This window comes from Ruegeria sp. HKCCE4148 (assembly GCF_017872495.1).
GTDB lineage: Bacteria > Pseudomonadota > Alphaproteobacteria > Rhodobacterales > Rhodobacteraceae > Ruegeria.
The window spans coordinates 993,462-1,019,092 of sequence record NZ_JAEDOS010000001.1 but is presented as its reverse complement, the minus strand read 5'-3'; the positions used below and the strand labels follow the sequence as shown (position 1 = coordinate 1,019,092).

29 protein-coding genes and 1 pseudogene are annotated in these 25,631 nt (G+C 56.3%); 16 read left to right on the top strand and 14 right to left on the bottom strand.

What is annotated here, in order from left to right:
* Nucleotides 1-168: 168 nt before the first annotated feature.
* Nucleotides 169-375, top strand: a complete 207-nt coding sequence (locus I9187_RS05025) for a cold-shock protein (protein ID WP_008758035.1) — start codon at nucleotides 169-171, stop codon at nucleotides 373-375.
* Between the two features lie 450 nt (nucleotides 376-825).
* On the opposite strand, the gene thyX is transcribed toward I9187_RS05025, so the two are convergent.
* Nucleotides 826-1,734 carry an FAD-dependent thymidylate synthase gene (gene thyX / locus I9187_RS05020; protein ID WP_171177413.1) on the bottom strand — a complete coding sequence of 303 codons (909 nt, stop codon included), beginning with the start codon at nucleotides 1,732-1,734 and terminating at the stop codon, nucleotides 826-828.
* Nucleotides 1,735-1,910: 176 nt separating this feature from the next.
* Here thyX and I9187_RS05015 point away from each other — a divergent pair, with 176 nt between their 5' ends.
* From I9187_RS05015 to I9187_RS05005, 3 genes are read left to right on the top strand one after another with little or no spacing between them, the layout of a single operon-like run.
* Entirely contained in the window at nucleotides 1,911-2,339 is a 429-nt protein-coding gene (locus I9187_RS05015; RefSeq protein WP_171177416.1) for a VOC family protein, read from the top strand.
* Nucleotides 2,336-3,037: a DUF1194 domain-containing protein gene (locus I9187_RS05010; RefSeq protein WP_171177418.1), complete on the top strand. Its 702-nt coding sequence runs from the start codon at nucleotides 2,336-2,338 to the stop codon at nucleotides 3,035-3,037. Before I9187_RS05015 ends, I9187_RS05010 begins: the two co-directional genes overlap by 4 nt.
* The gene (locus tag I9187_RS05005; RefSeq protein ID WP_171177420.1) at nucleotides 3,034-3,753 is read left to right on the top strand and encodes a DUF1194 domain-containing protein; all 720 of its coding nucleotides are present in this window, start codon (nucleotides 3,034-3,036) and stop codon (nucleotides 3,751-3,753) included. Before I9187_RS05010 ends, I9187_RS05005 begins: the two co-directional genes overlap by 4 nt.
* On the opposite strand, the gene I9187_RS05000 is transcribed toward I9187_RS05005, so the two are convergent.
* From I9187_RS05000 to I9187_RS04990, 3 genes are all read right to left on the bottom strand, one after another.
* A complete protein-coding gene (locus I9187_RS05000; protein ID WP_171177423.1) occupies nucleotides 3,747-4,244 on the bottom strand; it encodes a winged helix DNA-binding protein in 498 nt (165 codons plus the stop codon). The two genes, I9187_RS05005 and I9187_RS05000, sit on opposite strands and share 7 nt — an antisense overlap.
* A gap of 78 nt (nucleotides 4,245-4,322) precedes the next feature.
* Nucleotides 4,323-4,580: a succinate dehydrogenase assembly factor 2 gene (locus tag I9187_RS04995; protein ID WP_171236801.1), complete on the bottom strand. Its 258-nt coding sequence runs from the start codon at nucleotides 4,578-4,580 to the stop codon at nucleotides 4,323-4,325.
* A complete protein-coding gene (locus I9187_RS04990) occupies nucleotides 4,577-4,969 on the bottom strand; it encodes a helix-turn-helix transcriptional regulator (protein ID WP_171177427.1) in 393 nt (130 codons plus the stop codon). The genes I9187_RS04995 and I9187_RS04990 overlap by 4 nt, the downstream gene beginning before the upstream one ends.
* A gap of 92 nt (nucleotides 4,970-5,061) precedes the next feature.
* On the opposite strand from I9187_RS04990, the gene I9187_RS04985 reads away from it, so the two are divergent.
* Both I9187_RS04985 and I9187_RS04980 read left to right on the top strand, forming a co-directional pair.
* Complete coding sequence (locus I9187_RS04985) at nucleotides 5,062-6,264, top strand: pyridoxal phosphate-dependent aminotransferase (RefSeq protein WP_171177429.1); 1,203 nt, start codon at nucleotides 5,062-5,064, stop codon at nucleotides 6,262-6,264.
* A 2-nt stretch (nucleotides 6,265-6,266) separates the two neighbouring features.
* Nucleotides 6,267-6,668 (top strand): hypothetical protein, encoded by a 402-nt coding sequence (locus I9187_RS04980; protein WP_171177431.1) that lies wholly within the window; start codon nucleotides 6,267-6,269, stop codon nucleotides 6,666-6,668.
* Here the strand turns inward: I9187_RS04980 and I9187_RS04975 are convergent.
* Nucleotides 6,665-8,035, bottom strand: coding sequence for an MATE family efflux transporter (locus tag I9187_RS04975; RefSeq protein WP_171177433.1), 1,371 nt, complete (start codon nucleotides 8,033-8,035; stop codon nucleotides 6,665-6,667). The genes I9187_RS04980 and I9187_RS04975 overlap by 4 nt on opposite strands.
* A 107-nt stretch (nucleotides 8,036-8,142) precedes the next feature.
* Nucleotides 8,143-9,066, bottom strand: a complete 924-nt coding sequence (gene ppk2, locus I9187_RS04970; RefSeq protein ID WP_171177435.1) for a polyphosphate kinase 2 — start codon at nucleotides 9,064-9,066, stop codon at nucleotides 8,143-8,145.
* 122 nt (nucleotides 9,067-9,188) lie between these two features.
* Here ppk2 and I9187_RS04965 point away from each other — a divergent pair, with 122 nt between their 5' ends.
* A complete protein-coding gene (locus tag I9187_RS04965) occupies nucleotides 9,189-10,067 on the top strand; it encodes an alpha/beta hydrolase (protein ID WP_209940097.1) in 879 nt (292 codons plus the stop codon).
* A 13-nt stretch (nucleotides 10,068-10,080) separates the two neighbouring features.
* On the opposite strand, the gene I9187_RS04960 is transcribed toward I9187_RS04965, so the two are convergent.
* On the bottom strand, nucleotides 10,081-10,689 hold the full coding sequence (locus I9187_RS04960; RefSeq protein WP_171177439.1) for a peroxidase-related enzyme: 609 nt from the start codon (nucleotides 10,687-10,689) through the stop codon (nucleotides 10,081-10,083).
* 134 nt (nucleotides 10,690-10,823) lie between these two features.
* Between I9187_RS04960 and I9187_RS04955 the strand changes: the two genes are divergently transcribed.
* A complete protein-coding gene (locus tag I9187_RS04955; protein WP_171177440.1) occupies nucleotides 10,824-11,999 on the top strand; it encodes a peptidase S41 in 1,176 nt (391 codons plus the stop codon).
* 178 nt (nucleotides 12,000-12,177) lie between these two features.
* Complete coding sequence (parE, locus tag I9187_RS04950; protein WP_171177441.1) at nucleotides 12,178-14,136, top strand: DNA topoisomerase IV subunit B; 1,959 nt, start codon at nucleotides 12,178-12,180, stop codon at nucleotides 14,134-14,136.
* 4 nt (nucleotides 14,137-14,140) lie between these two features.
* On the opposite strand, the gene I9187_RS04945 is transcribed toward parE, so the two are convergent.
* Nucleotides 14,141-14,590 (bottom strand): hypothetical protein, encoded by a 450-nt coding sequence (locus I9187_RS04945; RefSeq protein WP_171727554.1) that lies wholly within the window; start codon nucleotides 14,588-14,590, stop codon nucleotides 14,141-14,143.
* Between the two features lie 293 nt (nucleotides 14,591-14,883).
* On the opposite strand from I9187_RS04945, the gene I9187_RS04940 reads away from it, so the two are divergent.
* Together I9187_RS04940 and I9187_RS04935 are read left to right on the top strand one after the other, a co-directional pair.
* Nucleotides 14,884-15,855: a UDP-glucuronic acid decarboxylase family protein gene (locus tag I9187_RS04940; protein ID WP_171177446.1), complete on the top strand. Its 972-nt coding sequence runs from the start codon at nucleotides 14,884-14,886 to the stop codon at nucleotides 15,853-15,855.
* 204 nt (nucleotides 15,856-16,059) lie between these two features.
* Nucleotides 16,060-16,341: a hypothetical protein gene (locus tag I9187_RS04935; protein WP_171177448.1), complete on the top strand. Its 282-nt coding sequence runs from the start codon at nucleotides 16,060-16,062 to the stop codon at nucleotides 16,339-16,341.
* 15 nt (nucleotides 16,342-16,356) lie between these two features.
* On the opposite strand, the gene I9187_RS04930 is transcribed toward I9187_RS04935, so the two are convergent.
* Nucleotides 16,357-17,196: a DMT family transporter gene (locus I9187_RS04930; protein WP_171177450.1), complete on the bottom strand. Its 840-nt coding sequence runs from the start codon at nucleotides 17,194-17,196 to the stop codon at nucleotides 16,357-16,359.
* A gap of 99 nt (nucleotides 17,197-17,295) precedes the next feature.
* On the bottom strand, nucleotides 17,296-18,066 hold the full coding sequence (locus I9187_RS04925) for an alpha/beta hydrolase (protein ID WP_171177452.1): 771 nt from the start codon (nucleotides 18,064-18,066) through the stop codon (nucleotides 17,296-17,298).
* A 104-nt stretch (nucleotides 18,067-18,170) separates the two neighbouring features.
* Here I9187_RS04925 and I9187_RS04920 point away from each other — a divergent pair.
* Nucleotides 18,171-18,926, top strand: a pseudogene (locus I9187_RS04920) (hypothetical protein); the annotation flags it as partial.
* Nucleotides 18,927-18,933: 7 nt separating this feature from the next.
* On the opposite strand, the gene I9187_RS04915 reads toward I9187_RS04920, so the two are convergent.
* Complete coding sequence (locus I9187_RS04915; RefSeq protein ID WP_171177454.1) at nucleotides 18,934-19,608, bottom strand: TIGR04283 family arsenosugar biosynthesis glycosyltransferase; 675 nt, start codon at nucleotides 19,606-19,608, stop codon at nucleotides 18,934-18,936.
* 73 nt (nucleotides 19,609-19,681) lie between these two features.
* On the opposite strand from I9187_RS04915, the gene I9187_RS04910 reads away from it, so the two are divergent.
* On the top strand, nucleotides 19,682-20,419 hold the full coding sequence (locus I9187_RS04910) for a folate-binding protein YgfZ (protein ID WP_171177457.1): 738 nt from the start codon (nucleotides 19,682-19,684) through the stop codon (nucleotides 20,417-20,419).
* A 112-nt stretch (nucleotides 20,420-20,531) separates the two neighbouring features.
* Nucleotides 20,532-21,473 carry an ABC transporter transmembrane domain-containing protein gene (locus I9187_RS04905; protein ID WP_171177459.1) on the top strand — a complete coding sequence of 314 codons (942 nt, stop codon included), beginning with the start codon at nucleotides 20,532-20,534 and terminating at the stop codon, nucleotides 21,471-21,473.
* Nucleotides 21,474-21,527: 54 nt separating this feature from the next.
* Here the strand turns inward: I9187_RS04905 and efp are convergent, their stop codons facing one another.
* A complete protein-coding gene (efp, locus tag I9187_RS04900) occupies nucleotides 21,528-22,091 on the bottom strand; it encodes an elongation factor P (protein WP_171177461.1) in 564 nt (187 codons plus the stop codon).
* 218 nt (nucleotides 22,092-22,309) lie between these two features.
* Between efp and I9187_RS04895 the strand changes: the two genes are divergently transcribed.
* Nucleotides 22,310-22,630, top strand: a complete 321-nt coding sequence (locus I9187_RS04895; protein ID WP_037310273.1) for a DUF6280 family protein — start codon at nucleotides 22,310-22,312, stop codon at nucleotides 22,628-22,630.
* Nucleotides 22,631-22,712: 82 nt separating this feature from the next.
* Here I9187_RS04895 and I9187_RS04890 read toward each other — a convergent pair whose 3' ends face one another.
* The gene (locus I9187_RS04890) at nucleotides 22,713-23,282 is read right to left on the bottom strand and encodes a cobalamin biosynthesis protein CobQ (protein ID WP_171727557.1); all 570 of its coding nucleotides are present in this window, start codon (nucleotides 23,280-23,282) and stop codon (nucleotides 22,713-22,715) included.
* Nucleotides 23,283-23,344: 62 nt separating this feature from the next.
* Between I9187_RS04890 and I9187_RS04885 the strand changes: the two genes are divergently transcribed.
* Nucleotides 23,345-24,802 carry a cobyric acid synthase gene (locus I9187_RS04885; RefSeq protein WP_171177465.1) on the top strand — a complete coding sequence of 486 codons (1,458 nt, stop codon included), beginning with the start codon at nucleotides 23,345-23,347 and terminating at the stop codon, nucleotides 24,800-24,802.
* 3 nt (nucleotides 24,803-24,805) lie between these two features.
* Here the strand turns inward: I9187_RS04885 and I9187_RS04880 are convergent, their stop codons facing one another.
* The gene (locus tag I9187_RS04880; RefSeq protein ID WP_171177467.1) at nucleotides 24,806-25,579 is read right to left on the bottom strand and encodes a hypothetical protein; all 774 of its coding nucleotides are present in this window, start codon (nucleotides 25,577-25,579) and stop codon (nucleotides 24,806-24,808) included.
* Nucleotides 25,580-25,631 lie beyond the last annotated feature (52 nt).

The window sequence follows — 25,631 nt, the reverse complement described above, 5'->3', positions numbered from 1 at the left end:
GTTTTTGGCAGTTATTCTTGATTTTTTACTTCACCGTGCAATGTTGAAAAAGGTGAAACATGTAAATTGGACTGTTCTGCAAACGCGAAACAGTTGGGTTTACGATGACGCCAACCACAGCCCCCACCAATTTGTGGGACAATGCGCAAGTAGAAGGAGACACGGGACATGCCAACCGGCACCGTGAAATGGTTCAATACCACGAAAGGCTATGGGTTTATTGCCCCTGATGAGGGGGGCAAGGATGTGTTTGTTCATATCTCGGCCGTAGAACGGTCCGGCCTCACCGGACTCGCAGACAATCAAAAAGTCTCATACGAGTTGCAGGACGGACGCGACGGCCGCCAAATGGCAGCTGATTTGAAGCCGTTGTAACGCCACCCGCCTCGCGCGGAGTGAAAAATTTCAGGATGACGGCCAATTTCCGGCCGTCACCCGCCCCCCACCGGAATTGTTCCATTACCCTCGCGCGGGCTTTGACCTGTCGTGAGAAAACCAGTTGTCGCCCATGGCAACGATGCAGGACGTGCCGGTCGCATAGGTCACTACCATCGTCCAATCGCCGCGCTGGTTTGACCAAACTTCCATGATTTGTTCAGGTCCACGAACGCCAGTGGCCACGCGCTTGGACGCAAATTGGCCTTTTAATTTCTGGTGCAACCGGGGCGTCGGCTCACAGAGAATTTCAGCGATAGGAGACTGAGACTGCGCTGGCAAAGCTAGGCCAAAGACCAAACAAAAAGCAGTTTTAAAAACATGGGTCATGGAACCAACGTAACGATTCCATGACACAATGTATAGACAAGTGCTATGCGTTAATGCGCATTACTTACGAATGATCGCTTCGAACTCGCGCCATTCACGGGCAGTCATGCCAGAGTTTTCTTGCGTGACCGTCTCGCCAGCCAACATGTTCCGAAGGCTCTCCACCATCTGCGCGGAAAGGTTGACTGCGCCCAACCGGTAATCCTCGAACGCTTTGTAAGCAAACGGCACCCAGTCGGCGACGATCTTGCACATCGCATCCGCATATACGCGGATTTCGTATTGCGCATGAGGGTCCGCACGCAGACGCAGGAAATGGAACAGATTGTGCAAGTCGACCTTCCAATACCACTGTGTGTAGATATTCGCAGGAAGGTTCATCCGGGCCAGTTCACGCGCCAGACCCTGTTGCCCATCCTGGCTGATCATGGCCTCGTAATTGTCGTAGCAGCGGGTGCTGTCAGCTTTCAGGATTTCCAGGACACGGGCGGCTTCTTCGCCTTCCAACGCTGATCCGCGACCCTGATTGTTCACCTCAGACTGTGCTGCCACATGTTCGGGTGCAGGGATATAAAACTCGCGATCCAGAATCGAATAACGCGCTGAGTATTCGTTCACATTGGCCGTACGATGCCGAATCCACTGACGCGCCACGAAAACGGGCAGTTTTACATGCAGTTTGACCTCGCACATTTCGAACGGGGTCGAATGCCAGTGCCGCATCAAATACCGGATCAGTCCTTCGTCGTTCTGAACCGATTTGGTGCCTTTGCCGTAAGAAACACGGGCTGCCTGACAGATCGCTGCGTCATCGCCCATATAGTCGATCACGCGGACAAAGCCGTGGTCCAGAACCTGATGAGCGGTGTACAAATGGTCTTCCATTCCCGCTGAAACGACGCGACGTGTTGGATGCGATTGGGCGCGTTGCGCTTCGATCTCGGCCTGGTGGTCGGCGGACAGCGGCATGAAATCTTCCTTTCTGGCAATGAGTCGCCTTCTACTATATCTCGCTAATCGCAGCATCGGAACCGCGATATATGCCGCAACCTGCGCAATTTTTGATTTCGGTCGCAGGGCGCTCTCGACACATCAAACCAGTGCGCTAAGCTGCTGGCAAAACTAATCGAAAAAGGATGGCCGCAATGGCGCTGACATATCTGCACACTATGGTCCGGGTGAAGGATCTGGAAAAATCCATAGCGTTTTATGAGCTTTTGGGTCTCAAGGAAACGCGTCGGTATGACAGCGAAGCGGGGCGGTTCTCATTGATTTTCATGGCCCCTCCCGGCCAGGAAGACGCTCCGATTGAGCTGACGTACAACTGGGATGGCGATGATGACCTGCCCAGCGACAGCCGTCATTTTGGACACTTGGCTTATGGTGTCGATAACATCTACGAAGTGTGCCAGCATTTGCAGAACAATGGCGTGACCATCAATCGCCCTCCTCGCGATGGGCGCATGGCGTTTGTCCGTTCACCTGACAACATCTCGGTTGAGTTGCTGCAAAATGGCGACGCGCTTGAGCCGGCCGAGCCCTGGGCCAGCATGGAGAGCACTGGCCACTGGTGATCAGGTGGGTCATAACACTGGGGCTGGCCCTTGTGACCAGCCCAATCCAGGCCGAGCAGTGCCGTTTGGCACTGGCCCTGGCGATGGACATTTCAGTTTCGGTCGACGACGCGGAAGACATTTTGCAGCGACAGGGACTGGCTGCGGCACTTCTGGCACCTGAAGTGCAAGAAGCTTTCTTCTCATCTCCTCTACCTGTTGCATTGGCCGTCTATGAATGGAGCGGGCAAAGTACCCAGCACGTTATCCTCGACTGGCACTTGATCGAAAATCACAGAGATCTTGCGGCTGCGGCGACCCGGATAAGTCAGTCGATCCGGTCCAATGAAGGCTTGGCAACGGCCATGGGGCACGCTTTGCGGTTCGGGGCAGAACTATTCCAAAGCGCGCCTCCCTGTCTATTTCACACCATAGATCTGTCAGGAGACGGGTCCAACAATGACGGCTATGGACCCCAAATCGCGTATCAACGGTTCTTTGACCATGACATCGTCGTCAATGGCCTGGTGATAAACGCCGCTGATTTCGAAGGGGAACTTTTTCTCATCCCTTTTTTCGAAAACAACGTCCTGCATGGCCCGGGCGCCTTTCTGGAAGTCGCACAAGGCTTTGAAGACTTCGAACGCGCGATGCGTAGAAAACTGGAGCGGGAACTGAGCGGGCTGCAAATTGGTTCAGTACAGGTCGACGACCAATGACGGCGCGCCTGCTGGTCATTCTGTTTTGCCTGTTTTCAGAGCCCGCCCTTGCACAATGCCGGCATGCCTTGGCTTTGGGTCTGGATGTGTCGGCATCTGTCGATAGCGGTGAATACAGGTTGCAGGTCGAAGGTTTGGCTGCTGCTCTGCGCGATCCCGAAGTAAGCCAACTGATGCTGGCGAACGGTTCAACATCCATGCGGTTGGCGATTTTTGAATGGACGGAACCAGGGCATGAGAGGATGCTACTGAACTGGACCGAAATTCAAACCGCTGCCGATCTGAATGCAATCAGCCAGCGCCTCATCCAAACCTCGCGAAAGGCGACGGCCCAAGGGACGGCAGTGGGCGCTGCTATGGTGTTTGGGGTGGACCTGCTGAACCAGCAAAGAACATGCTGGCGGCGCACCCTGGATTTATCCGGTGACGGCAAACACAACCTCGGACCTCATCCGCGAGATGTGCGAACAGCCTTGCGCGACAGCGGTGTTACGATCAATGGGCTTGTTATTGGTGCGGATGATCCAAGTTCAGGTGACAGGCGCTATGTGCAAGTTGGAGAACTGTCGGCTTACTACAATACGTGGGTTATATCCGGTCCAAACGCGTTCGTTGAAGTCGCCCTCGGGTTTGAGGCCTACGCAGAGGCCATGACCCGCAAACTGATCCGAGAACTAGACAGTCTCGTTCTGTCCGAAGCCAGCCCTGATCAGTAGATATACCTGATTTGGTCGGTCCAGTACCGTTCGACGCGGCGTAGCGATGTCGTGATGTCTTCAATCCCTTCTAGTTCCAGCACCCCCCTGCCCTGAAGACCTTCGGCATGGCGCGCAAACAGATCGGAAACGATATCGCGGATTTCCCTGCCACGCGGCGTCAGGCGCACGCGCACGGATCGGCGGTCGATCTCACACCGTTGGTGGTGCATATATCCCATCTCAACCAGTTTCTTAAGGTTGTAGCTGACATTGCTGCCTTGATAGTAGCCGCGGCTTTTCAATTCACCCGCCGTGACTTCATGATCACCAATGTTGAACAACAGCAGCGCCTGTACAGCGTTGATTTCCAATACGCCGACGCGCTCAAACTCATCCTTGATGACGTCCAACAGCAACCTGTGCAACCGTTCCACAAGGGCCAGCGCCTCAAGATAGCTGGTCATAAAGCCCTTGGTTCCCGGTCCGGAGACCTGCATTTCCATACTCATCCGACCCTCCGATTCAGTCGTGCTGTTTGGGACACGATGAATGGAAAGTCCGAAAATTCAGTTAAGTTGGAATGTCCCTTACTTCTGAAAAGTTTGCGCGATGTTCGACACAAGATCTGCGAACTTTTGAGGCGGCGGCACCTGCCCTGTCACCCATTGATAAAGATCCTGATCGTTTTCATGAAGCAGCGCGTCAAAGACATCCAACCCAGCGTCGTCCATGTCGGCGAGATTGCGATCTGCATAGGCCGACAGGATAATATCCATTTCCTTGATTCCACGCCGCATCGAGCGCATTTTCATACGCTTGATCCGCACCTCCCGGGGTTCGCTCAATGCTTCTGCTCCAACATCAGGCGCATTTTCTTCTCAAGCCGCGCCGCACGCTCGGCGCAGGCGCGCATTTCCCCGCGAATGGCGCGCAACTCAGCGACTGCGGTGGACAACTCCATGCCGCCTTCACCTTCTTCGACCGGAGCATCCATGCCTTCGCCTTCACCGGTCAGAAGCCACATGATCGACACGTTGACCATCCCGGCCATCATCGACAAGCGGTTCGCCCGAGGCTCGGACAGATCGTTTTCCCAATCGGAAACAGTTGCCTTTTTTACCCCAAGTCGACGCGCCAATTGCACCTGTGTCATGCCCGCAGCTTCGCGCGCCCCTGCCAGGCGATCCCCAAATGTCGCAGAATCCGGACCATACCAGTCGTTTTCATCAGTCACTTGGGTCTCCAATTCAGAGTTTCTATACAACTTGAACGTCTTTCAGGCGCACCCTATGACAGTCGGGTTGAACATACAAACCGAGGCCGACTATGAGTTTCCTGTCTGCGACACTGTCACGCGTCAAACCATCGCCCACCATCGCCATGACGGCAAAAGCAGCCGAATTGAAGGCCGCCGGGCGAGACGTTATCGGCCTCAGCGCGGGTGAGCCAGATTTCGACACGCCACAGAACATAAAAGACGCAGCCGTTGCGGCCATCGCAGCAGGAAAGACCAAGTACACCGCACCCGACGGTATCCCCGAGCTGAAACAGGCAGCTTGCGCCAAGATGAAGCGTGATCATGGGCTGGACTATGCGCCTGCGCAAATCTCGGTAGGCACCGGTGGCAAGCAGACGCTGTACAACGCTCTGATGGCCACGATGAATGAGGGTGATGAGGTCGTAATCCCCGCCCCTTACTGGGTCAGCTATCCAGATATGGTCTTGCTGGCGGGTGGTACGCCGGTGATTGCGGAAACGTCGCTGCAAACCAATTTCAAACTGACTGCCGATCAGCTTGAAGCAGCGATCACGCCAAAAACCAAATGGTTTATCTTTAACTCTCCATCGAACCCCACCGGTGCGGGCTATAGCCGTGAAGAGCTGAAAGAGCTGACAGATGTTTTGATGCGCCATCCCCATGTCTGGATCATGTCGGACGATATGTATGAGCACCTTGCTTATGACGGGTTTGAATTCTGCACCCCCGCCGAAGTGGAGCCCCGCCTGTATGACCGGACGCTCACCTGCAACGGGGTTTCCAAAGCGTATGCGATGACGGGTTGGCGCATCGGCTATGCCGCAGGTCCGGTCGAGATCATCGCGGCGATGCGCAAAATCCAGTCTCAATCCACGTCGAACCCCTGTACGGTCAGCCAATGGGCAGCGGTTGAGGCGTTGAACGGCACGCAGGAATTTCTGGCCCCAAATAACGAGATGTTTAAACGCCGCCGCGATCTTGTCGTGCGGATGCTGAACGAGATCGACGGCATCACCTGCCCGACGCCGGAGGGTGCGTTTTATGTTTATCCCTCAATCGCCGGGCTGATTGGTAAAACAACTCCTGCCGGAACGGTCATCGACACGGACGAAGCTTTTGCTACTGCCCTGTTGGAAGAGGCAGATGTTGCCATTGTCTTCGGCGCTGCCTTTGGTCTTTCGCCAAATTTCCGGGTCAGCTACGCTACGTCCGATGCGGCGCTGACCGAGGCTTGCAGCCGCATTCAGCGTTTCTGTGCTTCCTTGAGGTGACCATGTCTGCCGATCTTCCCGAATATTACTTTCGCATCCGTGAAAACGGGGCTGCAGTGTTTCGGGTCGATACGGAAAATCGCCAACGTCGAATTGAGATGGACCAGATTGCGGTCATCAATATCCGAAATGGCGACGTCAAACCGCAAGGACAGCGAACACTTTCAGACCAGGATCACGCTGAAATAGACCGGTGGATGCAAGAGCGCCGGGCCTTGTTGGCCCAGCGCGATATCGACGACATACACCGCGCCGTGGACTACCTGAACCTGACCACACAATGGGCTCAGTCTAAGGCAACTGACGCGCAATTGGAAGACGTGACTGACAGGTTGCTTATGGCAATGCATGACCTGCGCACCGTCCTGGTTCGTAAAAAGGCAGACCGGCTGAGCAAGGATTAAGCTGGCTCAGCCGCTGCGGGCATTTGACGAACCGAGTGCATCCAGAACCGGGCCATCAACAACACGGCTGCGAAGGCCAGACCGAGCACCAGCCCAAGCCAGACACCGATGCCGTCCATCTGACGGACAAAACCAAAATAGTACGACGCCGGGATTCCAACGACCCAATAGCTGAGCGCTGCCATGACCATGGGAATCTTGGCATCCTGCAACCCGCGCAGCAGGCCCAGCGCAATGACCTGCGCCCCATCGACCAGTTGAAACAAAGCTGCCATTGCCAACAACCCGGTTCCAATGGCCAGGATTTGTCCACGCTGGGGATCATCCGCCTCCATGAACAGGGAAATCAATGGTTCAGCACAGGTCAGAAACAGGATGACTGTGAAAACAGACATAACCAGCGACATGCCCGTCACCGCAATTGCGCCTTTCTCCAGATGCGCCCGATCCCGACGTCCAAGCGCATTTCCGGCCCGGATGGTGGCCGCATTTGACAACCCCAGATGCACCATGAAAGTGGCCGACGCGAGGTTCAGCGCGATCCCATGCGCCGCCAGCGGAACCTGCCCCAACCAACCCATCATCACAGCCGATGTTGCAAACAGCGACACCTCGGCCAACGTGGTCAGGCCAATCGGGACCCCAAGCTTCCATACACTGGCGAACATCTCCCAATCCGGTCGCCAGAAACGCTGAAAAAGGCTGTGTTCCGGCAGTGTTCGAACAACGTAGATGACAACAGCGATTAGCGAAACGACCTGCGTCGCGATTGAGGCGATTGCTGCACCCATCACACCCAATTCCGGTGCCCCCCAATTGCCGAAGATCAGCGCATAGTTGGTCACCGCGTTCACAAATGCCGCCGCGACTGTGATCCACAGCACGATCTGCGTTCGCTCCAAGGCCGCAAGGTAGGATTTGAGCACCATCACGATAAGGGCCGGAAACAACCCCCAACCAGCTACGCGCAAATACTCGGATGCTGTTTCAGCAACCTGCGGCTCCTGCTTCATGGCGATCAGGATTGGATAAGACCACCACAGCAACGGCATGACCACTATTGCGTACAGCAAAGACAGCCAAAGACCCATGCGGGTTGAGCGGCGGATGCTGGTTTCGTCCCCTTCCGCCGCAGCGGTGGCAACCATTGGCATGACCGCCCAGCCGAACCCGGCCCCAAACAAAAACAGCACAAAGTAATAGCTGCTGGCCAACGTGACCGCAGCAAGTGCCTCGACCCCGTACCAACCCAGCATGATGGTATCGGTCAAACCGATGGCAAACTGCGCCAGATGACCACCGACCAGCGGCAAGCCAAGCACGGCAATCGCCCGAAAATGGGCGGGGTATGTCATCACTTTTGTCATTGCACCAGCCATATGCGCGGGCTTGGCGCGGGACAAGAGCGGATCAATAAAATTTCACTATGAGACTATAGCGCCCGCCTCACCATTAAAAACGGGCGCGTTGAGGATTAGCGGGCATCCGGATGCAATGTTGCGCCCAGAATATGCTCGGACCGGTGGATGACGTGGTGGGCTTGTCCAACGATCAATGGATCAGGCTCCCCCACTACGTTCAAGTTCTTGCCTGGGTAATCCAGCGTCGACAGGAAATGACGCATACAATTCAGGCGCGCGCGTTTCTTGTCATTCGACTTGATGATCGTCCATGGCGCGTCTGCGGTGTCTGTATAAAAGAACATCGCCTCTTTCGCCTCGGTATAGTCGTCCCATTTGCTGAGGCTGGCCTTGTCGATCGGCGACAGCTTCCACTGCTTCAGAGGATCGGTCTCGCGGCTTTTGAAACGGCGCTGCTGCTCTTCCTGCGTGACCGAGAACCAGTACTTGTACAGCTGAATACCCGAGCGCACCAGCATCCGTTCCAGTTCCGGCGTCTGGCGCATGAATTCCAGATACTCGTTAGGCGAGCAGAATCCCATCACCCGCTCAACACCCGCGCGGTTGTACCAAGACCGGTCATAGAACACCATTTCCCCAACCGTCGGCAGTTCCTGAAGGTAGCGCTGATAGTACCACTGCCCCTTTTCTTCCCAGGTCGGTTTGTTCAAAGCGACCACACGCGCCTGACGCGGATTCAGGTGTTCCATAAACCGTTTGATCGTACCGCCCTTGCCAGCGGCATCGCGGCCTTCGAACAACAAAACAAAACGCTGCCCCGTGTCCTGCGCCCATAGCTGAACCTTCAAAAGCTCCGCCTGCAGCTTTGCCTTCTGCGCCTCATAGGTCGACCGCGCCATCTTGCGGCCATAGGGGTATTTTCCGCTTTCGAACGCCTGCCGGATCTTTTCGGGGCTGGGTTCTGCCGCGTTTGCCGCCTCGACCTCTACGGCTTTGATCTGAGGGGATTTTGCTTCGACCGGAGCAATGGCTTCCATACAACTTATCCTTTTTCTGCTGTCCTGAATGAGGGCTAGCAGAAACGCCGAATATCCGCTTTGATTGGTGTCAAATTGATGCCTCAAAAACCCATAAATTCCTCAGCGGATCAGAGGTTCCGATGCACACATCTTTTGCCAACCTCAATGGCCAGCCATTTTACGTCCGAACTTGGGGCAAACCGGAAGCGCCACCGCTTTTGATGCTGCATGGTTTCCCGGAATTCGGCGGCGCGTGGGCGGATCTCACCCCTTATCTGGCGGATCGCTTCTACTGCATTGCACCGGACCAACGTGGATATGGCCAAAGCTGGTGCCCTGAAGGGGTGCAGAGCTATGCCCTATCTCAACTGGTGTCCGACATGGCCGCTTTGATTCAGAGCCACGGTGCACCGTTTACCATACTAGGTCATGACTGGGGCGCGTCGGTGGCCTATGGCCTTGCAATGTATCGGCCAGATCTCGTGAGGCAACTTATCATAGCCAACGGCGTGCATCCGGTTCCGTTTCAACGCGCCATGGCCGCAGGCGGTGCGCAATCAGAGGCCTCGCAATACATCAACCAACTGCGGGCGCCCGATGCAGCGCAAAAATTGTCCGAAAACAACTTTGCATTGCTTGAAAGGTTCTTTCGCCACGGCATGGGACTGGATTGGCTGATCGAAAGCCGGATGGCCGAATACCGAGTCGAATGGGCGCGACCAGACCGGTTAGAGGCGATGCTGAACTGGTATCGCGCCTCTCCACTGGTTGTCGCTCAGCCGGGGCTTCCCGCAACAGACCTGCCGGATCTACCCTTTGATCGACTGCACGTCCGATGTCCGCATTTGTTGCTTTGGGGACCAGATGACAAAGCCCTTTTGCCCGAGGCAACTGAAGGCTTGGAAACCTTCGCGCCCAACCTAACCCGGATCACGATCCCTGAAACTGATCACTGGCTGCATCACCAAAAACCGCAGGACGTTGCACAGGCCATTCTGGATTGGGTCCAAACGGCCTGACCTTTCTAGTGTCTTAACGATGCCCCCAATCGTCGGGGTTGTCAGAATTGTTCGGCGACAAACCCAATTCGTCGCCATCGGTTGAACATCCCAACCCCAGCACCGTCCGGTTTGCATAAGAGAAGTACGAACAGACCTGATTGACCTCAAGGATCTCTCCGTCGTCCCATCCGGCCTCGCGCAGGGCGATCACATCCGCCTCGACCATATCCCCCGGCGTTTCGGTCAGTTTACGGGCATAGATCATGGCAGCCAGCTGCGCTGCATCCAGCGGAGCAGCAGCCGGATCGCGCGCCTCAATCGCCGCCCGGATCGCTTTGCCTTTCGCTTCATCGCCAAGTAACCGCTGTAAGCCGGCAAAATGATGTTCCACGCAGTACCCGCAACGGTTCAGAGAGCTCACCCACACGCCCAGGACCTCAAGAAACCATTTCGGGATCTTGTTGCCCGAGTGATGCAGCACTGCCTTGTAGATCGCCATATGACCTTCCATCGAATGCGGCCGCAGGCTGTGCGCCATCATGATGTTGTCCACATTGTTGTCTGGGCCTGTCACACGGTCGTAGAGTTTGCGCAGCCTGCCCGTGGCCTCAGCGAAGGGGATGGTTTTGATCCAGCTCATTTGGGGTCCTGTTGTAGTGTTTGCTTAATGGCCAGAGACTATGAGCGCTTTGAGCTGGTGGCGAGACGAATTCGGCAAATCACGACGATGAGCCCAATCTGGACATAGATGAGCGTTCATGCGCAGTGTCATTCATGCCGCTGACGCAAGACTTGAAGCTAATTTTGGAAACTGTCCTGCCAACCGATCCCAGTTTTCGGCGGGTCAATGAGGCTGAAGTAGACAGCTACATCAATGACTGCCGGCGATGCGCTTTGGCGGGCTCCATTGACGCTTTTTTGTTGTCCGCGATGCGCCTGTTGGCACTTCCAAACAATGGTCACACACGGCTGATCCCGAATGATGCGATCTCGGTGCTACCGCTGAGGTTTGTGAGCATAGGGCGTTCCGTTCAAGTCATTGCGGCGGCATCAGGAGAAACTGCACTGCGAGGAGAGTTGATAGCAGTCAACGGTGCGGCTTTGAGCCAAATCGAAGCCGCGGCAGAGAAATTTCTGGCGGGAACGTCCCAAAGAAAACGGGTCGTCGGACCGCTTCTTCTGGCTTGGCCATACGCATTGGCACGTTTGGGTTTTTCTGCAAAAGACGCGACGACCGAGTATCGTGTGCGGAACAAAAATGGGCAGATAACCAAACTGAAAATGGCGAACAGAAATACTGCTCCTGCCTCGTCGCTCTACCCCAGAAACGAGCACGGCAAGACTGATCCCGCCTGGGAACCCGAAACCTTCGTAGCGATAAAGGGCTGGCAAGGGCTTGGGCTTTCGATGCAGTTGCCAAGTTTCTTTGACCCTGGTGAAACTGCACTTCCTAAAGCCATCTCAGGTGCAGCGGACCGCGTGAGAGCCTGCTCAAACAAAACGCTCTTAATTGACGTTCGCGGAAACACCGGCGGCAATTTTCTTATGGCGATGCCCTTGATCGAGGCGATTTCGCAAAGCGCAATTGAGCAGGTTGTGGTGCTTGTCGATAAATTCACGTTCTCCGCAGCGATCGTGTTTGTAGCCATCCTGAAACATCGTTTGGGACATCGACTCAAACTCATCGGGGAAGAAATGGGCGACGGTTTGATGTTCTTTGCCGAAGGCGGCTTGCTCAACTTGCCGACGAGCGGAGCCGTCGTGCGGTATTCGTCAGCCTTTCACGACTGGGAAGGTGGAACGTCTGGCGAAACCACACCGCCCGAAATAGCCCGGCAAATCGTACCCGCAGGAGCACTGAATTTGGACCGGGAATGGGTCGAGGGACCTATTGGTGAGGATGCACAAGGCGCGTTCTATCAACGCGTTCTCAAAAGTATGAGCGATTAGACGAACGGCCGTCAAATCCTGCAGCGCTGTCAAAAGCAAAGCCAGGCGTCGCAAGCACAGCAATGAGTCCGTTTGGTGCCCAGCGCAACCCAAAGCTTCCACAACACCTCGCGCCCCTCTTCCCCCGGACCACGTCACCTGCCATAATAGGAGAAACTCAAAAACAAGAGCAGCACCCATGCCCGACGATCTGTTGACGCCCGAAGCGACCAATACCTATGACGCCTCCTCGATCGAGGTGCTTGAAGGGCTGGAACCGGTCCGCAAACGCCCCGGCATGTATATCGGCGGCACCGATGAGCGCGCGCTGCATCATATGGTGGCTGAAATCCTCGACAACTCGATGGACGAGGCAGTGGCGGGCCATGCCAACCGGATCGAGGTCGAGCTGCACGCGGATTACGCGCTGACCGTGCGCGACAACGGGCGCGGCATTCCGATTGATCCGCACCCCAAGTTCCCCGACAAATCCGCGCTTGAGGTTATCCTGTGTACCCTGCACGCGGGTGGTAAATTCTCGGGCAAGGCATACCAGACCTCGGGCGGTCTGCACGGTGTGGGTGCATCCGTGGTGAACGCGCTGTCGGATTCAATGGTCGTGCAGGTGGCGCGTGACAAGACGCTTTTCGAACAGCGGTTCTCACGTGGTGTTCCGCTGGGCCCCGTGGAAAAGGTCGGCGCGGCCCCCAACCGGCGCGGCACGACCGTCACCTTTCACGCGGATGCGGACATCTTCGGCCACCACAAGTTCAAACCCGCACGCCTGTTCAAATCCATCCGCTCCAAGGCCTACCTGTTCTCGGGCGTCGAAATCCGCTGGAAATCCGCCATCGACGACGGTGAAACACCGACCGAGGCCACCTTCCACTTCCCCGGCGGCCTGTCGGATTACCTGAAAGAGACGATGAACGGCTCGTCCACCTATGCCGAGCAGCCCTTTGCAGGTACCGTCGATTTCAACGAAAAATTCGGAACCCCCGGTAAGGTCGAATGGGCGATCAACTGGACGCCCTCGCGCGATGGGTTCATCCAATCCTACTGTAACACCGTGCCCACGCCCGAAGGCGGCACCCATGTGGCGGGGTTCTGGGCCGCGATCCTAAAGGGGATCAAGGCTTACGGAGAACTGATCAACAACAAGAAGGCCGGTCAGATCACTCGCGATGACTTGATCACCGGCGGCTGCGCGCTGGTATCTTGCTTTATCCGCGAACCGGAATTCGTAGGCCAGACCAAAGACCGTCTGGCCACGGTCGAGGCCCAGCGGCTGGTCGAAAACTCGGTCCGAGACCATTTCGACAACTGGTTGGCCGCCGACACGAAATCCGCCGGCGCGATCCTGGATTTCCTCATCCTGCGAGCTGAGGAACGCCTGCGCCGACGGGCCGAGAAGGAAACACAACGCAAGTCCGCCACTAAGAAACTTCGTCTTCCCGGCAAGTTGGTGGACTGTAGTAGTTCAACACGGGACGGCACGGAATTATTCATCGTCGAGGGCGATTCTGCGGGCGGTTCGGCAAAAATGGGTCGGGACCGAAAAACGCAGGCCCTACTGCCCCTGCGCGGTAAGATTCTGAACGTGCTGGGCGCGGCCAGTTCGAAACTGGGCACCAACGCCGAGATCAACGATCTGACCCAAGCGCTGGGTGTGGGTCTTGGCACCAAATTCAACGTCGACGACCTGCGCTATGACAAGGTCATCATCATGACCGACGCGGATGTGGACGGGGCGCATATCGCCTCGCTGCTGATGACGTTCTTCTTTACCCAGATGCGCCCGATGATCGACGCGGGCCACCTGTACCTCGCCTGCCCGCCTCTGTACCGCCTGACCCAAGGCGCCAAACGCGTTTATTGTCTGGATGAGGCCGAGCGCGACGAGTGGCTTGAGAAAGGTCTCGGCGGCAAGGGCAAGATCGACGTATCGCGTTTCAAAGGTCTGGGCGAGATGGACGCCAAGGACCTGAAAGAGACCACAATGGACCCCAAATCCCGGAAATTGATCCGGGTCACCATCGACGAGGACGAACCCGGCGAGACCGGTGATCTGGTCGAGCGCCTGATGGGCAAAAAACCCGAACTGCGGTTCCAGTATATTCAGGAGAACGCGCGGTTTGTGGAGGAGTTGGATGTTTGACCAACTATCTTGATACACGCCGGAATCGACTGCCCTTTTCAAAAACTGAGAAGATTGCATCTTTTGCTTTCTCCCAAGCATCCGAACTGGAGTAGATCAAGTCGTAGTCTTTGAGAACTACCTGCTCCACATCAGCGCCGAGCAAAAACTCAGCCCGTAACTGCTCGCGCTTAAGACCGATAGAATTTGCCGATTTGGCAAACAGATTAACAACTCCGGGGGGTAGCATTGACCTTCTGGGTTGGAATGCGGCTTCCGTCGCATCGAAAGGCTTACCGTTTGATAGCGCAACGTTGTTTGGACCATTGAGAGAAATGAACAAGTGTCGTGCGGAGCCTGTCAAAACCGCCTGGTAGTTTGCAGTCTTTCGCGCCTTCTCTATCTCAACAAACAAAGAATTTGCATAAAGTCCAAGCTGACGGTTTTTCAGATGCAAGGCTATTTGGCTTGTCAAATTACAGCTCCAACTTTGGTTTCGTAAGATGCGTGTTCGCACCCGGTACTTTGCCTGCAATGATTTTGGTGTAAACACCCTTCCTACCTAAAACGAAACTTCGCGCCCGGCCCGAGGGCGCGTGCTTGATGCTGCGCATCTAGCATTGTTTGGATAGGAAGACGCACCAACCCCACACACGCCTTCAAAAAACCAAAATCTACTGCAATTCAAATCCCTTCGGTTTACTAATCAAACCAAGACCCGGCTTCCTTGTGACAAGCTGGCTTGGATTTAACGATTAAGGATTTGCAATGGCCCGCCTTTATGACAGTCGAAAACGTGTTCTCGTAACCGGTGGGGCCGGTTTTCTGGGCTCGCATCTGTGCGACCGGCTTCTGGATCAGGGGCACGAGGTTTTGTGCGTCGACAACCTGTTCACCGGCACCAAGCGCAACATTGACCATCTGCACAACAACCCGCGGTTCGAGTTCATGCGCCATGATGTAACCTTCCCGCTGTTTGTGGAGGTCGACGAGATCTATAACCTCGCCTGTCCGGCCTCACCCGTGCATTACCAGCACGACCCGGTGCAGACGACCAAGACCAGCGTGCATGGCGCGATCAACATGCTGGGGCTGGCGAAGCGGCTGAAATGCAAGATCTTTCAGGCCTCAACTTCTGAGGTCTATGGCGATCCGACCATCCATCCGCAGACCGAAGATTATTGGGGTAACGTCAACCCGGTTGGTCCGCGCTCTTGCTATGACGAGGGCAAGCGCTGCGCCGAGACGTTGTTTTTCGACTATCACCGGCAGATGGGGTTAGAGATCAAGGTGGCTCGCATCTTCAACACCTACGGCCCCCGAATGCACCCTGCCGATGGGCGCGTCGTGTCGAACTTCATCATGCAGGCCCTGACGGGTGAGCCGATCACGATCTTTGGCGACGGTACACAAACCCGGTCTTTCTGTTATGTGGATGATCTGATCGAAGGGTTCATCCGGTTGATGGAGACCGACAAAGACGTCACCGGCCCGGTCAATCTGGGCAATCCCAATGAATTCTCGATGAACGAGCTGGCCAGTGAGGTTCAGGCGCTTGTGGGCACCGACACACCGATCAGTTTCAAGGACCTTCCGCAGGATGACCCCAAGCAACGCCAGCCCGACATCACTCTGGCCCGGACCTTGCTGAACTGGGAACCCAAGGTGCAGTTGAAGGAAGGGTTGGAAGCAACAATCAGCTATTTCAGAAAGCTACAGTCCGAAGCCGCGTCCCACTGAACAAGGGGGTGCATTCCCCCTATTGGACAGGATAGCTCAGGTCTGTGCCTGGGCATCAACAGGCTGGCACGCAGGAACGGTGGCAACTTCTTGTTGCCTAAACCTTTGACCCCGTTCACACTTACCGCAACATACCAACAATGGCTTGAGGTCCGGGCGTCCAATAATTTTTTACCGACTACGATTTTAAGACGGGAGGACGACATGAAAACTTTAACCTTCGGACTGGCCCTGACCCTGCTGGCCTCACAAGCCCCTGCGCAGCAGATGCTCAGCACTGCATCCCCCATTCCGGACGGGGCCGAAAGCCGGTTTTGTTATTACGAAGGCATGGCCTATTCCGAAGACGCCTTTGTCTTGATGGTCGGCGATAACACAGTCACGACCACAGTCAGCACGGTTCAGGAACGCTTGCTGCGCTGCCACCGCAACAGCGACGGCACTTTGAAATGGAAACCACAGAGCACATTCTCGACCAACAACTAAGCGCTGCGCCCCTGATCAGACAGCGAGTCCAATCAAAGCAACCCCAGCGGCCATGAGCACGGCGGCCCCCAGCCGTCGTATCCAATTGCCTTCTTTGAGGAAGATGAACCCGATCAGCGCAGCAAAGATGACCGAGGTTTCCCGCAGCGCCGAGACAGCGCCCAATGGGGCAAAGTTCTTGGCATAAAGCACCAGCCCATAGGCGGTCATCGAAACCAGCCCGCCCAGAATGCCTGTCATCCAGACCTTGGTCGGCAGGTATCTCAAGCTTGCACGCTTCTTAATCCCGACAAAGCCTGCAATGAACAGATGCAGGAAAGCCCCCCAGGCCCAATAGCTGAGCGTATTGCCTGACAGCCGAACGCCGATCCCATCCACAACCGAGTAGATCGAAATACAGAACCCGGTGCCCAGCGCAAAGCCCAACGCGCTGCGCCCCACGCCCGAGCGCAGCGCCTTCCAACTGCTTAGCTGAATGCCAAATGCAATCAGGGCAATGCCACCCCAAGCTTGCAAGGGCAGCACCTCCCCTACCAGAAGCATCGCCCAAAGCGAAACCAGTGCCGGAACGATGCCCCGCGCAATGGGGTAGACCACACTCAGATCGCCATGCTGATAGGCTTTGCCCAGCATGAAGTAATACCCGAAATGCACAACGGTCGAGAGCAGGATGTAAATAAAGCTTTCAGCACTGGGCAATGGCAGGACCATCACCATCACGGCTGCCGGCAACACGTGGCCCAAAGCAACAAGGCCCAACATCGTCGTGCGATCCGCCGCTGTCTTGACGATGGCGTTCCAGACCGCATGCAGCAGTGCCGCAGACAGAATGATAAGGATGACAAACAGGGTCATGCCCGGACCTTTCCCGCAGATACTATGCGCAAAAAGGGTCTCTGGCCCTATTCACTTGGCGCGATCTCGGCCAAAACGCCGATTTTTGTCAACCCGGTTTCACATGGGCTGTTGACCAAGCCAGCTTTCGATTTGCTCAGCAGGCCCCTGCCAGCCCGGCTCCATAAACAGAAAATGTGCGTGGTCCGGAATCAGCAAAAAGGTTCCGCGTTTCCCGTACCGCTCTGCCAATGCGCGGCAGGTGTCGGGGTTTACCGCCCGGTCTTCTGCACCGGAAACGACTAGAACCGGGCAGTCGACCTTTTCGAAATCGACCTTTATCGCGTGATCGTCATCAAACATCCAAAAGAACATTTCGAACATCACGCGCCCGCTTTCAGCCCCCAATTGATCGAACACGGCGTGTTGCTGGGCCACGTCCATTTTATTTAGGGCAAAGGGCGCCATCAGGTCGAACTCAACCCGCATGGGCTGTTTCCAGAAGGCCCCGCCTTCCATCAACGCCCGCGGCACGGCGCGTTCGTCGTCTGTTTCTGGCAACGTGCCCCAGGGTGCATTCGGATTAATCAACACGATAGCGTTGGCCAAACCGCGTGAGGCCACCTGCTGCGCGACAACACCCGCGATGGCGTGACCCAGCAGAACCGGCTTGCTGTCCAGACCCTGTACAATTTCCGCTATGTCATTGGTGTAATCCAACACGCTGGTTTCAGTCAGCCCGGGGTCAGGGTCTGCTTTCGGATCACCGCCATGATGGCGCAAGGCGGGGGTGTGTACAGTCCATCCCCGATCCCGAAAGAAGGTCGCGTAATCTTGCATACACCAGGGTCCGGCAAATGCCCCATGAATCAGAACAATTTCTTTTGTCATCGAAATCTCCCGTGGCTCTTCGGTCAGTATGAGCATCCGGTAAGATGTTACAACTGCCCGTGATCCCTGTTGCAGGACGCAGGTCAGGTCCTAAGATCGAATTCATGAGTTTTGTGACCGACAACCAACTGCCTTTGCTGATTCTGTTTTTTGTAGTGGGATCGATCGGAACGGCATTTCTGTTCCGCAAACCGGCGGGGCATCGGGCTTGGAAGCTGGCCGACCTGGTTTGGGTCGTTCTGGGCGGCATTGGGGCGCTGGTCGCTGTTCTGGCCGGGCTGTACACCTCGGACAGCTCTCGGTTGGATCGTCAGATCGACGTGGCCTATGCGGCCACTCTGGCTTTTGATCGCGACGCGGCACGGTTTCGCCTGCGCTTTTGTGATCCTGCCTTTGATCCGGACACGGCCGTTTTGTGCGACAAGGTCGAGTTCCTGTCGGCTTCAACGGCCAGCAATTCAGAATTGCCGTTGTTCATTGCCGTCACCAATGAGGTCGCCCCATTACAAGGCCTGCATTTCCTGTTCGGACGTCAAGCCAAGGATGACATGGATGAAATGCGCAGCGCTGCCGCGCAGGCTGACGCCTTCGATATCGACCAGTTTCTGGTCTTCACCTCGCTGGACGACGAAACGCAGACCGCTATCGACAACATGCGCCGGAAAGTACCAGCCATTGCCGGGGACTACCTGATCCTGGCCCAAAGCTATGATGATCTGATCGATCAGGTCGGCAAATTGAAAGACGAATGGGAATATTTGCAGGCCAATGCTCATATACTGGTTCTGCAAATCGTGGCCCTTTGCCTTGTCAGCTTTGCGGCCCCGTTTCGGTTGGGGAAATCGCTGGTCGAGCTGCGTACGACACTTATCGCCGATACGCCTGCGCCAACACCTGCGGATCCGTCCCCAGAAAATAACGCAGCAGAGTCCACAGATTCCGACTACCCCGCCGAATCCAGCCCGCCTGCTCATACCGCTCCGCGCTCGTAAAGGCACGCGCATCCAGAAGTGTGATCCGGGGTAAACTACGTACCAGCGCCACGTCCTCCATCAAAGGTTGGTCGGGATAGCCGCCTGCAGCGTGATAGATTTCGCGTGGCACCAAAAGCCCCTGATCCCCATACGGCAGCCTGAAAACCCGGCTGCGCAGATTGGCCCAGCCCGAGACCCATCCCGGCGCAATACCCCGCGCTCGGAAAGCCAACCGGAAAGCCGCAGGTCCTGTGCTGGATAGATGGGCGCTCACCGCCTCGCTCCAGCCCCTTTCCAATACGGTGTCAGCATGCAGGATCAGCACCCAATCCCCACCAGCCTCTGCGCAACCCCGTCGCAACTGCCCGCCGCGCGAAGGCGTACCTGTCACAATCCGGGCTCCGGCCTCTTCCGCGATTTCCAGTGTTAGGTCGGCAGACCCGCCATCGCTTATGATTAGGTCCCGGATTAGCCCGGCGTGCAGCCCTTCCATCAATGCCCCAAGGCATTCGGGCAAGGCATCGGCAGCGTTCAGGGTCGGAATAACAACAGAGATCGGGGCTGGCACGTCTGATACCCTCTGGTCTTGGCGGCGGATCTTCCTATATCACGAGGCCAAGGGAAATGACGAGGACCAAGCCATGCCCACCCGCCGCATCCTGCGCCTGACCGGCTCGGACACCGAAAGCTTTTTGCAGGACCTGATCACCAATGACATTCAGGGTTTAAATGACGGGCTTGTTTATGCCGCGCTGTTGACGCCGCAAGGCAAGTATCTGGCAGACTTCTTCCTCAAGCGCGATGGCGATGGCGTTCTGCTGGATGTGGCCGAGCACCTTGCCGATGATCTGATCAAACGTCTGAGCATGTACAAGCTGCGTGCAGATGTGGCGATCGAAAGCACCGACCTGAACCTGCACCGCGGGTCAGGTTGCGCGCCAGAGAACGCGTTGCCCGACCCGCGGCACCCTGCCTTGGGCTGGCGTATGTATTCTGCGGCACCCGAACAGGATGATGGCACCGATTTCGATGCCCTGCGCGTTCAGCACTGCATTCCCGAAGCGGGTACTGAGCTGACCCAGGACAGCTATATCCTCGAATCTGGGTTCGAAGCGCTGAACGGCGTGGATTTCAAAAAGGGCTGCTATGTAGGTCAGGAAGTGACCGCGCGCATGAAGCACAAGACCGAATTGCGTAAGGGCCTGCGTCGCGTTGTTGTCGACGGCACCGCGCCCGTGGGGACCGAGATCACAGCCAACGGCAAATCGGCCGGCACCCTGTTCACTCAATCTGGGGGCCACGCCATCGCCTATTTGCGTTTCGACCGCGCAGGCGGCGAAATGCAGGCGGGCGAGGCGACGGTGCGACTTACCGACTAAGTACCGCTTGTTGCCTAATCAGCACGAACTCCTCGTCGACACACATCCCCAAGTTTGAACCTGTTCCCCAGCCCTGCCAAACTGAGGGAAACAGGTCAAACCGGATACACCCATGTTTCGACTATATTCCGCGATCTGGCGCGCCAGTGCCGGACGGCAGATCATCCTTATCGTACTGTCCATCGCCATTGCGGCGCTTGCCGCCGTTCCGCTGGAGTTTCAACGCGATATCGTCAACCATCTGACGGCGGATGATGTCGGCACTGAAAAGCTGATCCAATTGGGTATTGGTATGATGGCCGTTATCCTGCTGAGCCTGGGGCTGAAATGGGTTTTAGGGTACCGCGCGGGTACCTTAGGTGAAGACATGATCCGACTGATCCGGCAGCGCCTGCTATGGCGTTCAACCGATCTGAAGGAAACGGGCGCGGACCTGCGCAAAGGCACCATGACCACGGCCATTTCCGCCGAAGCCGAAGAACTGGGGAAATTTGCGGGCGGCGCATTCTCGGATCCGGTGGTTCAGATCGGTACGCTGATAAGCGTAATCGGCTATATTTCATCCACGCAACCGGGACTTGGGCTGATCGCCTTCTCGATGATCGTGCCGCAGATCATCATCGTTCTGGTTTCGCAACGCAAAGTGAACACTTTCGTGGCAGAGCGTGTCCATATCCTGCGCGGCGCCACAGACCGGCTGACGACCGAGGATATGGAAGCGGTTGAGCGGGACATCAACATTATGTTTGACGACATTTATGACACGCGGCGACGTATGTTCCTGTGGAAACTGTCGGCCAAATTCCTGCTAAGCGTGATCAACGGAGCGGGAACCGTCGGCATTCTGATGTTGGGCGGTTATCTGGTGTTACAGGGGAAAACGGATGTGGGCACCGTTGTGGCCGCCGCCAGTGGCCTTAGCCGTATACAGGGGCCGACTGCATTTCTGATCGCTTTCTATCGCCAGGTCAGCGCCAATCGCATCAAGTATGAACTGATGCTGGAACTGTTTGGACCCGACCCAACACGGTATCGTCATCGCCCTAACGCATAAAAAAAGACCGCGCGGCGAATGCCTGCGCGGTCTCTTGTAAAAAGTGACGAAACGTCACGCGCGTTCGGAATACTCCATCGTTTCGGTATTCACGACGATCATTTCGTCCTGTCCGATGAAAGGCGGCACCATGACCTTCACGCCGTTGTCCAGTACCGCAGGCTTAAACGAATTTGCCGCCGTCTGGCCCTTTACGACAGGCTCGGTCTCGACGATCTGGCAAGTCACTTTCTGCGGCAGCGTCGCGTTCAGCGCTTCGCTTTCGTAGAATTCAACGACGATGGTCATGCCATCTTGCAGGAACGGACGACGTTCGCCCAGCAAATCTGCTGGCAATTCAATCTGTTCGTAGGTCTCGGTATCCATGAACACCAGCATCCCGTCGGATTCGTACAGGAATTGCTGGTCCTTCTGTTCCAGGCGGACGCGTTCAACCTTGTCCGCTGACCGGAAGCGTTCGTTCAATTTCGAGCCATTGCGCAGGTTGCGCAGTTCCACTTGGGCAAATGCCCCGCCTTTGCCGGGCTTTACATGGTCTACCTTGACCGCTGCCCACAGGCCGTCGTTATGCTCAAGCACATTGCCGGGGCGAATTTCGTTCCCATTTATCTTGGGCATTACATAAATCCTTCACAAACGGTTGATGCATCAGTTGCGGTCCCTATATCTGGCGGGACCACACCTGACAAGACAACGACACCTAGTGCTGCACTTGCAGCAAGCCATGCAAGTGACGCAACGCAACTATGCATTTTAGCTGTATCCGAATCGCACCTAATAGGTCATAAGGACCCTCACGCCGAAAATGCAAGAGCAAGAACAACAAGGAAGACGAGATGAGAGATTTCGTTGACGGCACTGCCTTTAACAACGAGCAAGGCAATCGTGCGCGCAAACTTTTCGCGGCCGTTGTGTTGGCTGCACTTGACGATGCTATCGCCGACGACAAGAAATACGGCAATGGCCCCGAACAAATCGCCCGCTGGGCACGTTCGCGCGATGGTCGCGAGGTGTTGTCCTGCGCAGGTATTGACCCTAACGAACGGGTTGTCAGCGGACTGATGGAGTTCGTTGGCCGTGGCGTGCGGACCTCGGTCGCATTGTCACGCGAAGAAAGCGAGCGTCGCAATGCCGCTCAGCAGGCTGAAGCCGCCTGATCCCAGGCGATTTCGCACCAGAAAAAACGCGCTCTGCCCGTCAAAGCGCGTTTTTCTTTGCTTTGTTTCGCGGTTTTCGCGCCTAAAAAAACAACAGCCACTGGCGCGCCACCCAAATTTCAGCCGCCAACATGATACCAAACATGGCCCTGCCCCAAACAGGCAGGCCACGCTGCCAAAGCACAACATAGGCGGCCAAACACACTGCCGCAGAAACTGGTGCCACCCACAAAGCGTGATGGCTGCTGTCCCAATAGCTGACTGGGCTGTGAAACACCCAATCGCTCAGAGGCCAGAACTGGGGTCGTCCGTCACCGGCGTGCAGGAAGAAGTCTGTCGCTAGATGCAAAAGACCTGCCGCAGCCCCGACAGCGACAAAGTGCCAGCGACGCCAAACTGCCAATATCAGTGCACACCCCCAGATGATAAAGGAGTTGTCGATGGCAAAGACGGTCTGCCAGGCCTGCGAATAGTACAGTTGCCCAAAGACCACCTGTTCCGGAATACCCAGAACAAACAGCGACACCGTCGCCATGAGATACAGAGACAGATCCGGCAGCACCGCCCCGAGCAAGGCGGCCAACAAGATACGCCCCTGCGGCGGCCGGGCAAAAGCGGCGGCACCGATCAAAAGATGCGCTGGCGTGTTCATCCGGGGCTTTCCCTTCCGGTTCAAATCAGGTCATCTGCGCCCCGACATATAGGAGACAAACCATGGTTCGCGCCATCATGATTCAAGGCACTGGCAGCAATGTCGGAAAATCGGTTCTTGTGGCCGGGCTTGCGCGGGCCTTTACCCGGCGAGGCATGCGGATTGCTCCGTTTAAACCACAAAACATGTCGAACAACGCAGCGGTCACCGAGAACGGGGGCGAGATCGGCCGCGCGCAAGCGCTTCAGGCCCGTGCAGCGCGGCGGGCGACCCATACTGACATGAACCCCATCCTGCTAAAGCCCGAGACGGACACTGGCGCTCAAATCATCGTGCAAGGGCAGCGCGCGGGAACTATGAAGGCCGGAGATTACCGCAAGGACAAGTCCAAGCTGCTGGGGGCCGCGCTGGAAAGCTTCGACCGGCTTTGTGCAGATGCTGATCTGGTCCTGATCGAAGGCGCGGGAAGTCCAGCCGAAACCAATCTGCGCAAGGGTGATATCGCCAATATGGGCTTTGCCTGTACCGCAGGTATTCCGGTGGTTCTGGTCGGTGACATTCATCGCGGCGGCGTGATCGCGCAGATCGTCGGCACGCAGGCCGTGCTGGACGACGGCGATCTGGCCCAGATTCGGGGCTTTGCCGTTAACCGGTTCAAAGGGGATGTGTCCTTGTTCGACGAAGGGCGCGACGACATTGCCGTCCGCACAGGCTGGCCGTGTTTGGGCGTGGTTCCATGGTTTCACGACGCATGGAAATTGCCTGCCGAGGATATGATGGACATTCGGTCCCATACCGGAGGTAAGTGCAAGGTCGTCGTGCCTCAGCTCGAACGTATGGCCAATTTCGATGACCTCGACCCGCTGTCAGCTGAGCCTGGTGTGAGCGTTGAGATCATTCCCGCAGGACGCCCCCTGCCCGGCGACGCTGATCTGGTTCTGCTGCCCGGCAGCAAGTCCACCATAGGGGATCTGACTTACTTCAGGGCGCAGGGGTGGGATATCGATCTTTACGGCCATGTCCGGCGTGGCGGGCATGTTCTGGGACTGTGCGGTGGGTATCAGATGCTGGGCAAGACCATCTCTGATCCAGATGGCGTCGATGGCAGACCCGGAAAGGTCGACGGGTTGGGTTTACTGGACGTTCACACCGTTATGGGCGGACAGAAACAAGTCATTCTGCGTTCGGCTCATGCCCTGCCTGACCGGGAACCGGTCAGCGGGTATGAAATCCACATGGGTCACACCAACGGCTCTGATTGCGACCGGGCGTGGCTGGAGGTCGATGGAAAACCGGAAGGTGCCGCCAGCGCCAATGGACGGATCAAGGGCAGTTACCTGCACGGCATCTTTTCGTCCGACGCGTTCCGGGCACGTTATCTTTCAAAGTTGGGCGTGACCTCTGACGTCACTTATGAGGACGGCGTGGAACAGGCGCTGGACGATCTGGCAGATCATCTTGAACGCCACATGGACCTTGATCTGCTGCTAAGCCTTGCCCAGCCGCCTCAGCGCGGTTGAGGTTCAATCCAGTTCTTTTGCGGCCAAGGCGCGCGCAATCTCGCGTCTGACCATCTTGCGAACATTTCGCGTTATCCGCTCGCCCATCGTGCCCTGTAATTCCTGCCGGACAACTTCAGCGATCAAAGCGCGCAAATCGTCTTCATCCATATCGATCGTTCGATCTTTGTCGGCAGCCTCTGCAACCACTTCGGATTCTTCCCGCGGCGCGCGGATGAACTCTGCCTTTACGTGTGCGTCGCCCTCTTCCTCGATGCCGCCAGTTAGGTTGACGTCATTCGAGCCTATGGACTCGGCTGCAGCAAATTCTTCTTCCACATTCCAAGGCAAAGATTGCGACCGCGTTCCGGAATAGGCGTCTTCGCTGTCACCATCCGGTTCCCATTGATCTTCTGTCTGCGCGATCGCAGCTTCTAGGGCTTCGATCTTGGCGCTCAGGCTGGATGCAGCATCCGCCGATCGCGCAGGCTTTGGCGCGTCGGACTCGTCCTGTGCAGCATTGGCCGACTGCTTGCCCGCCTGCACAATATCACAGGACCGAAGCAACATAGGTTTGGCCGAGTCGGAAACCTCAGAATCCGAGTCGGCCTGAGCAGAAACCACATTGGCCTGATTGGAAGAGCTGACACGCAAAGCATCCGTCAAAACCAGCCGTCCTGGCTTTTTTGTTGCAGGCTGTTGATCCAAGACGGATTTATTGCGGGTGTCTTCGCTTACCAAACGTTTGACCGAAGACAGAACGTCTTCGATCCCTGCTTTTACGACATTATCAGTCATTGTTCTCTACCGCTCTATCCTTGGATCGAGTGTAGCTAAACAATCCCAACCT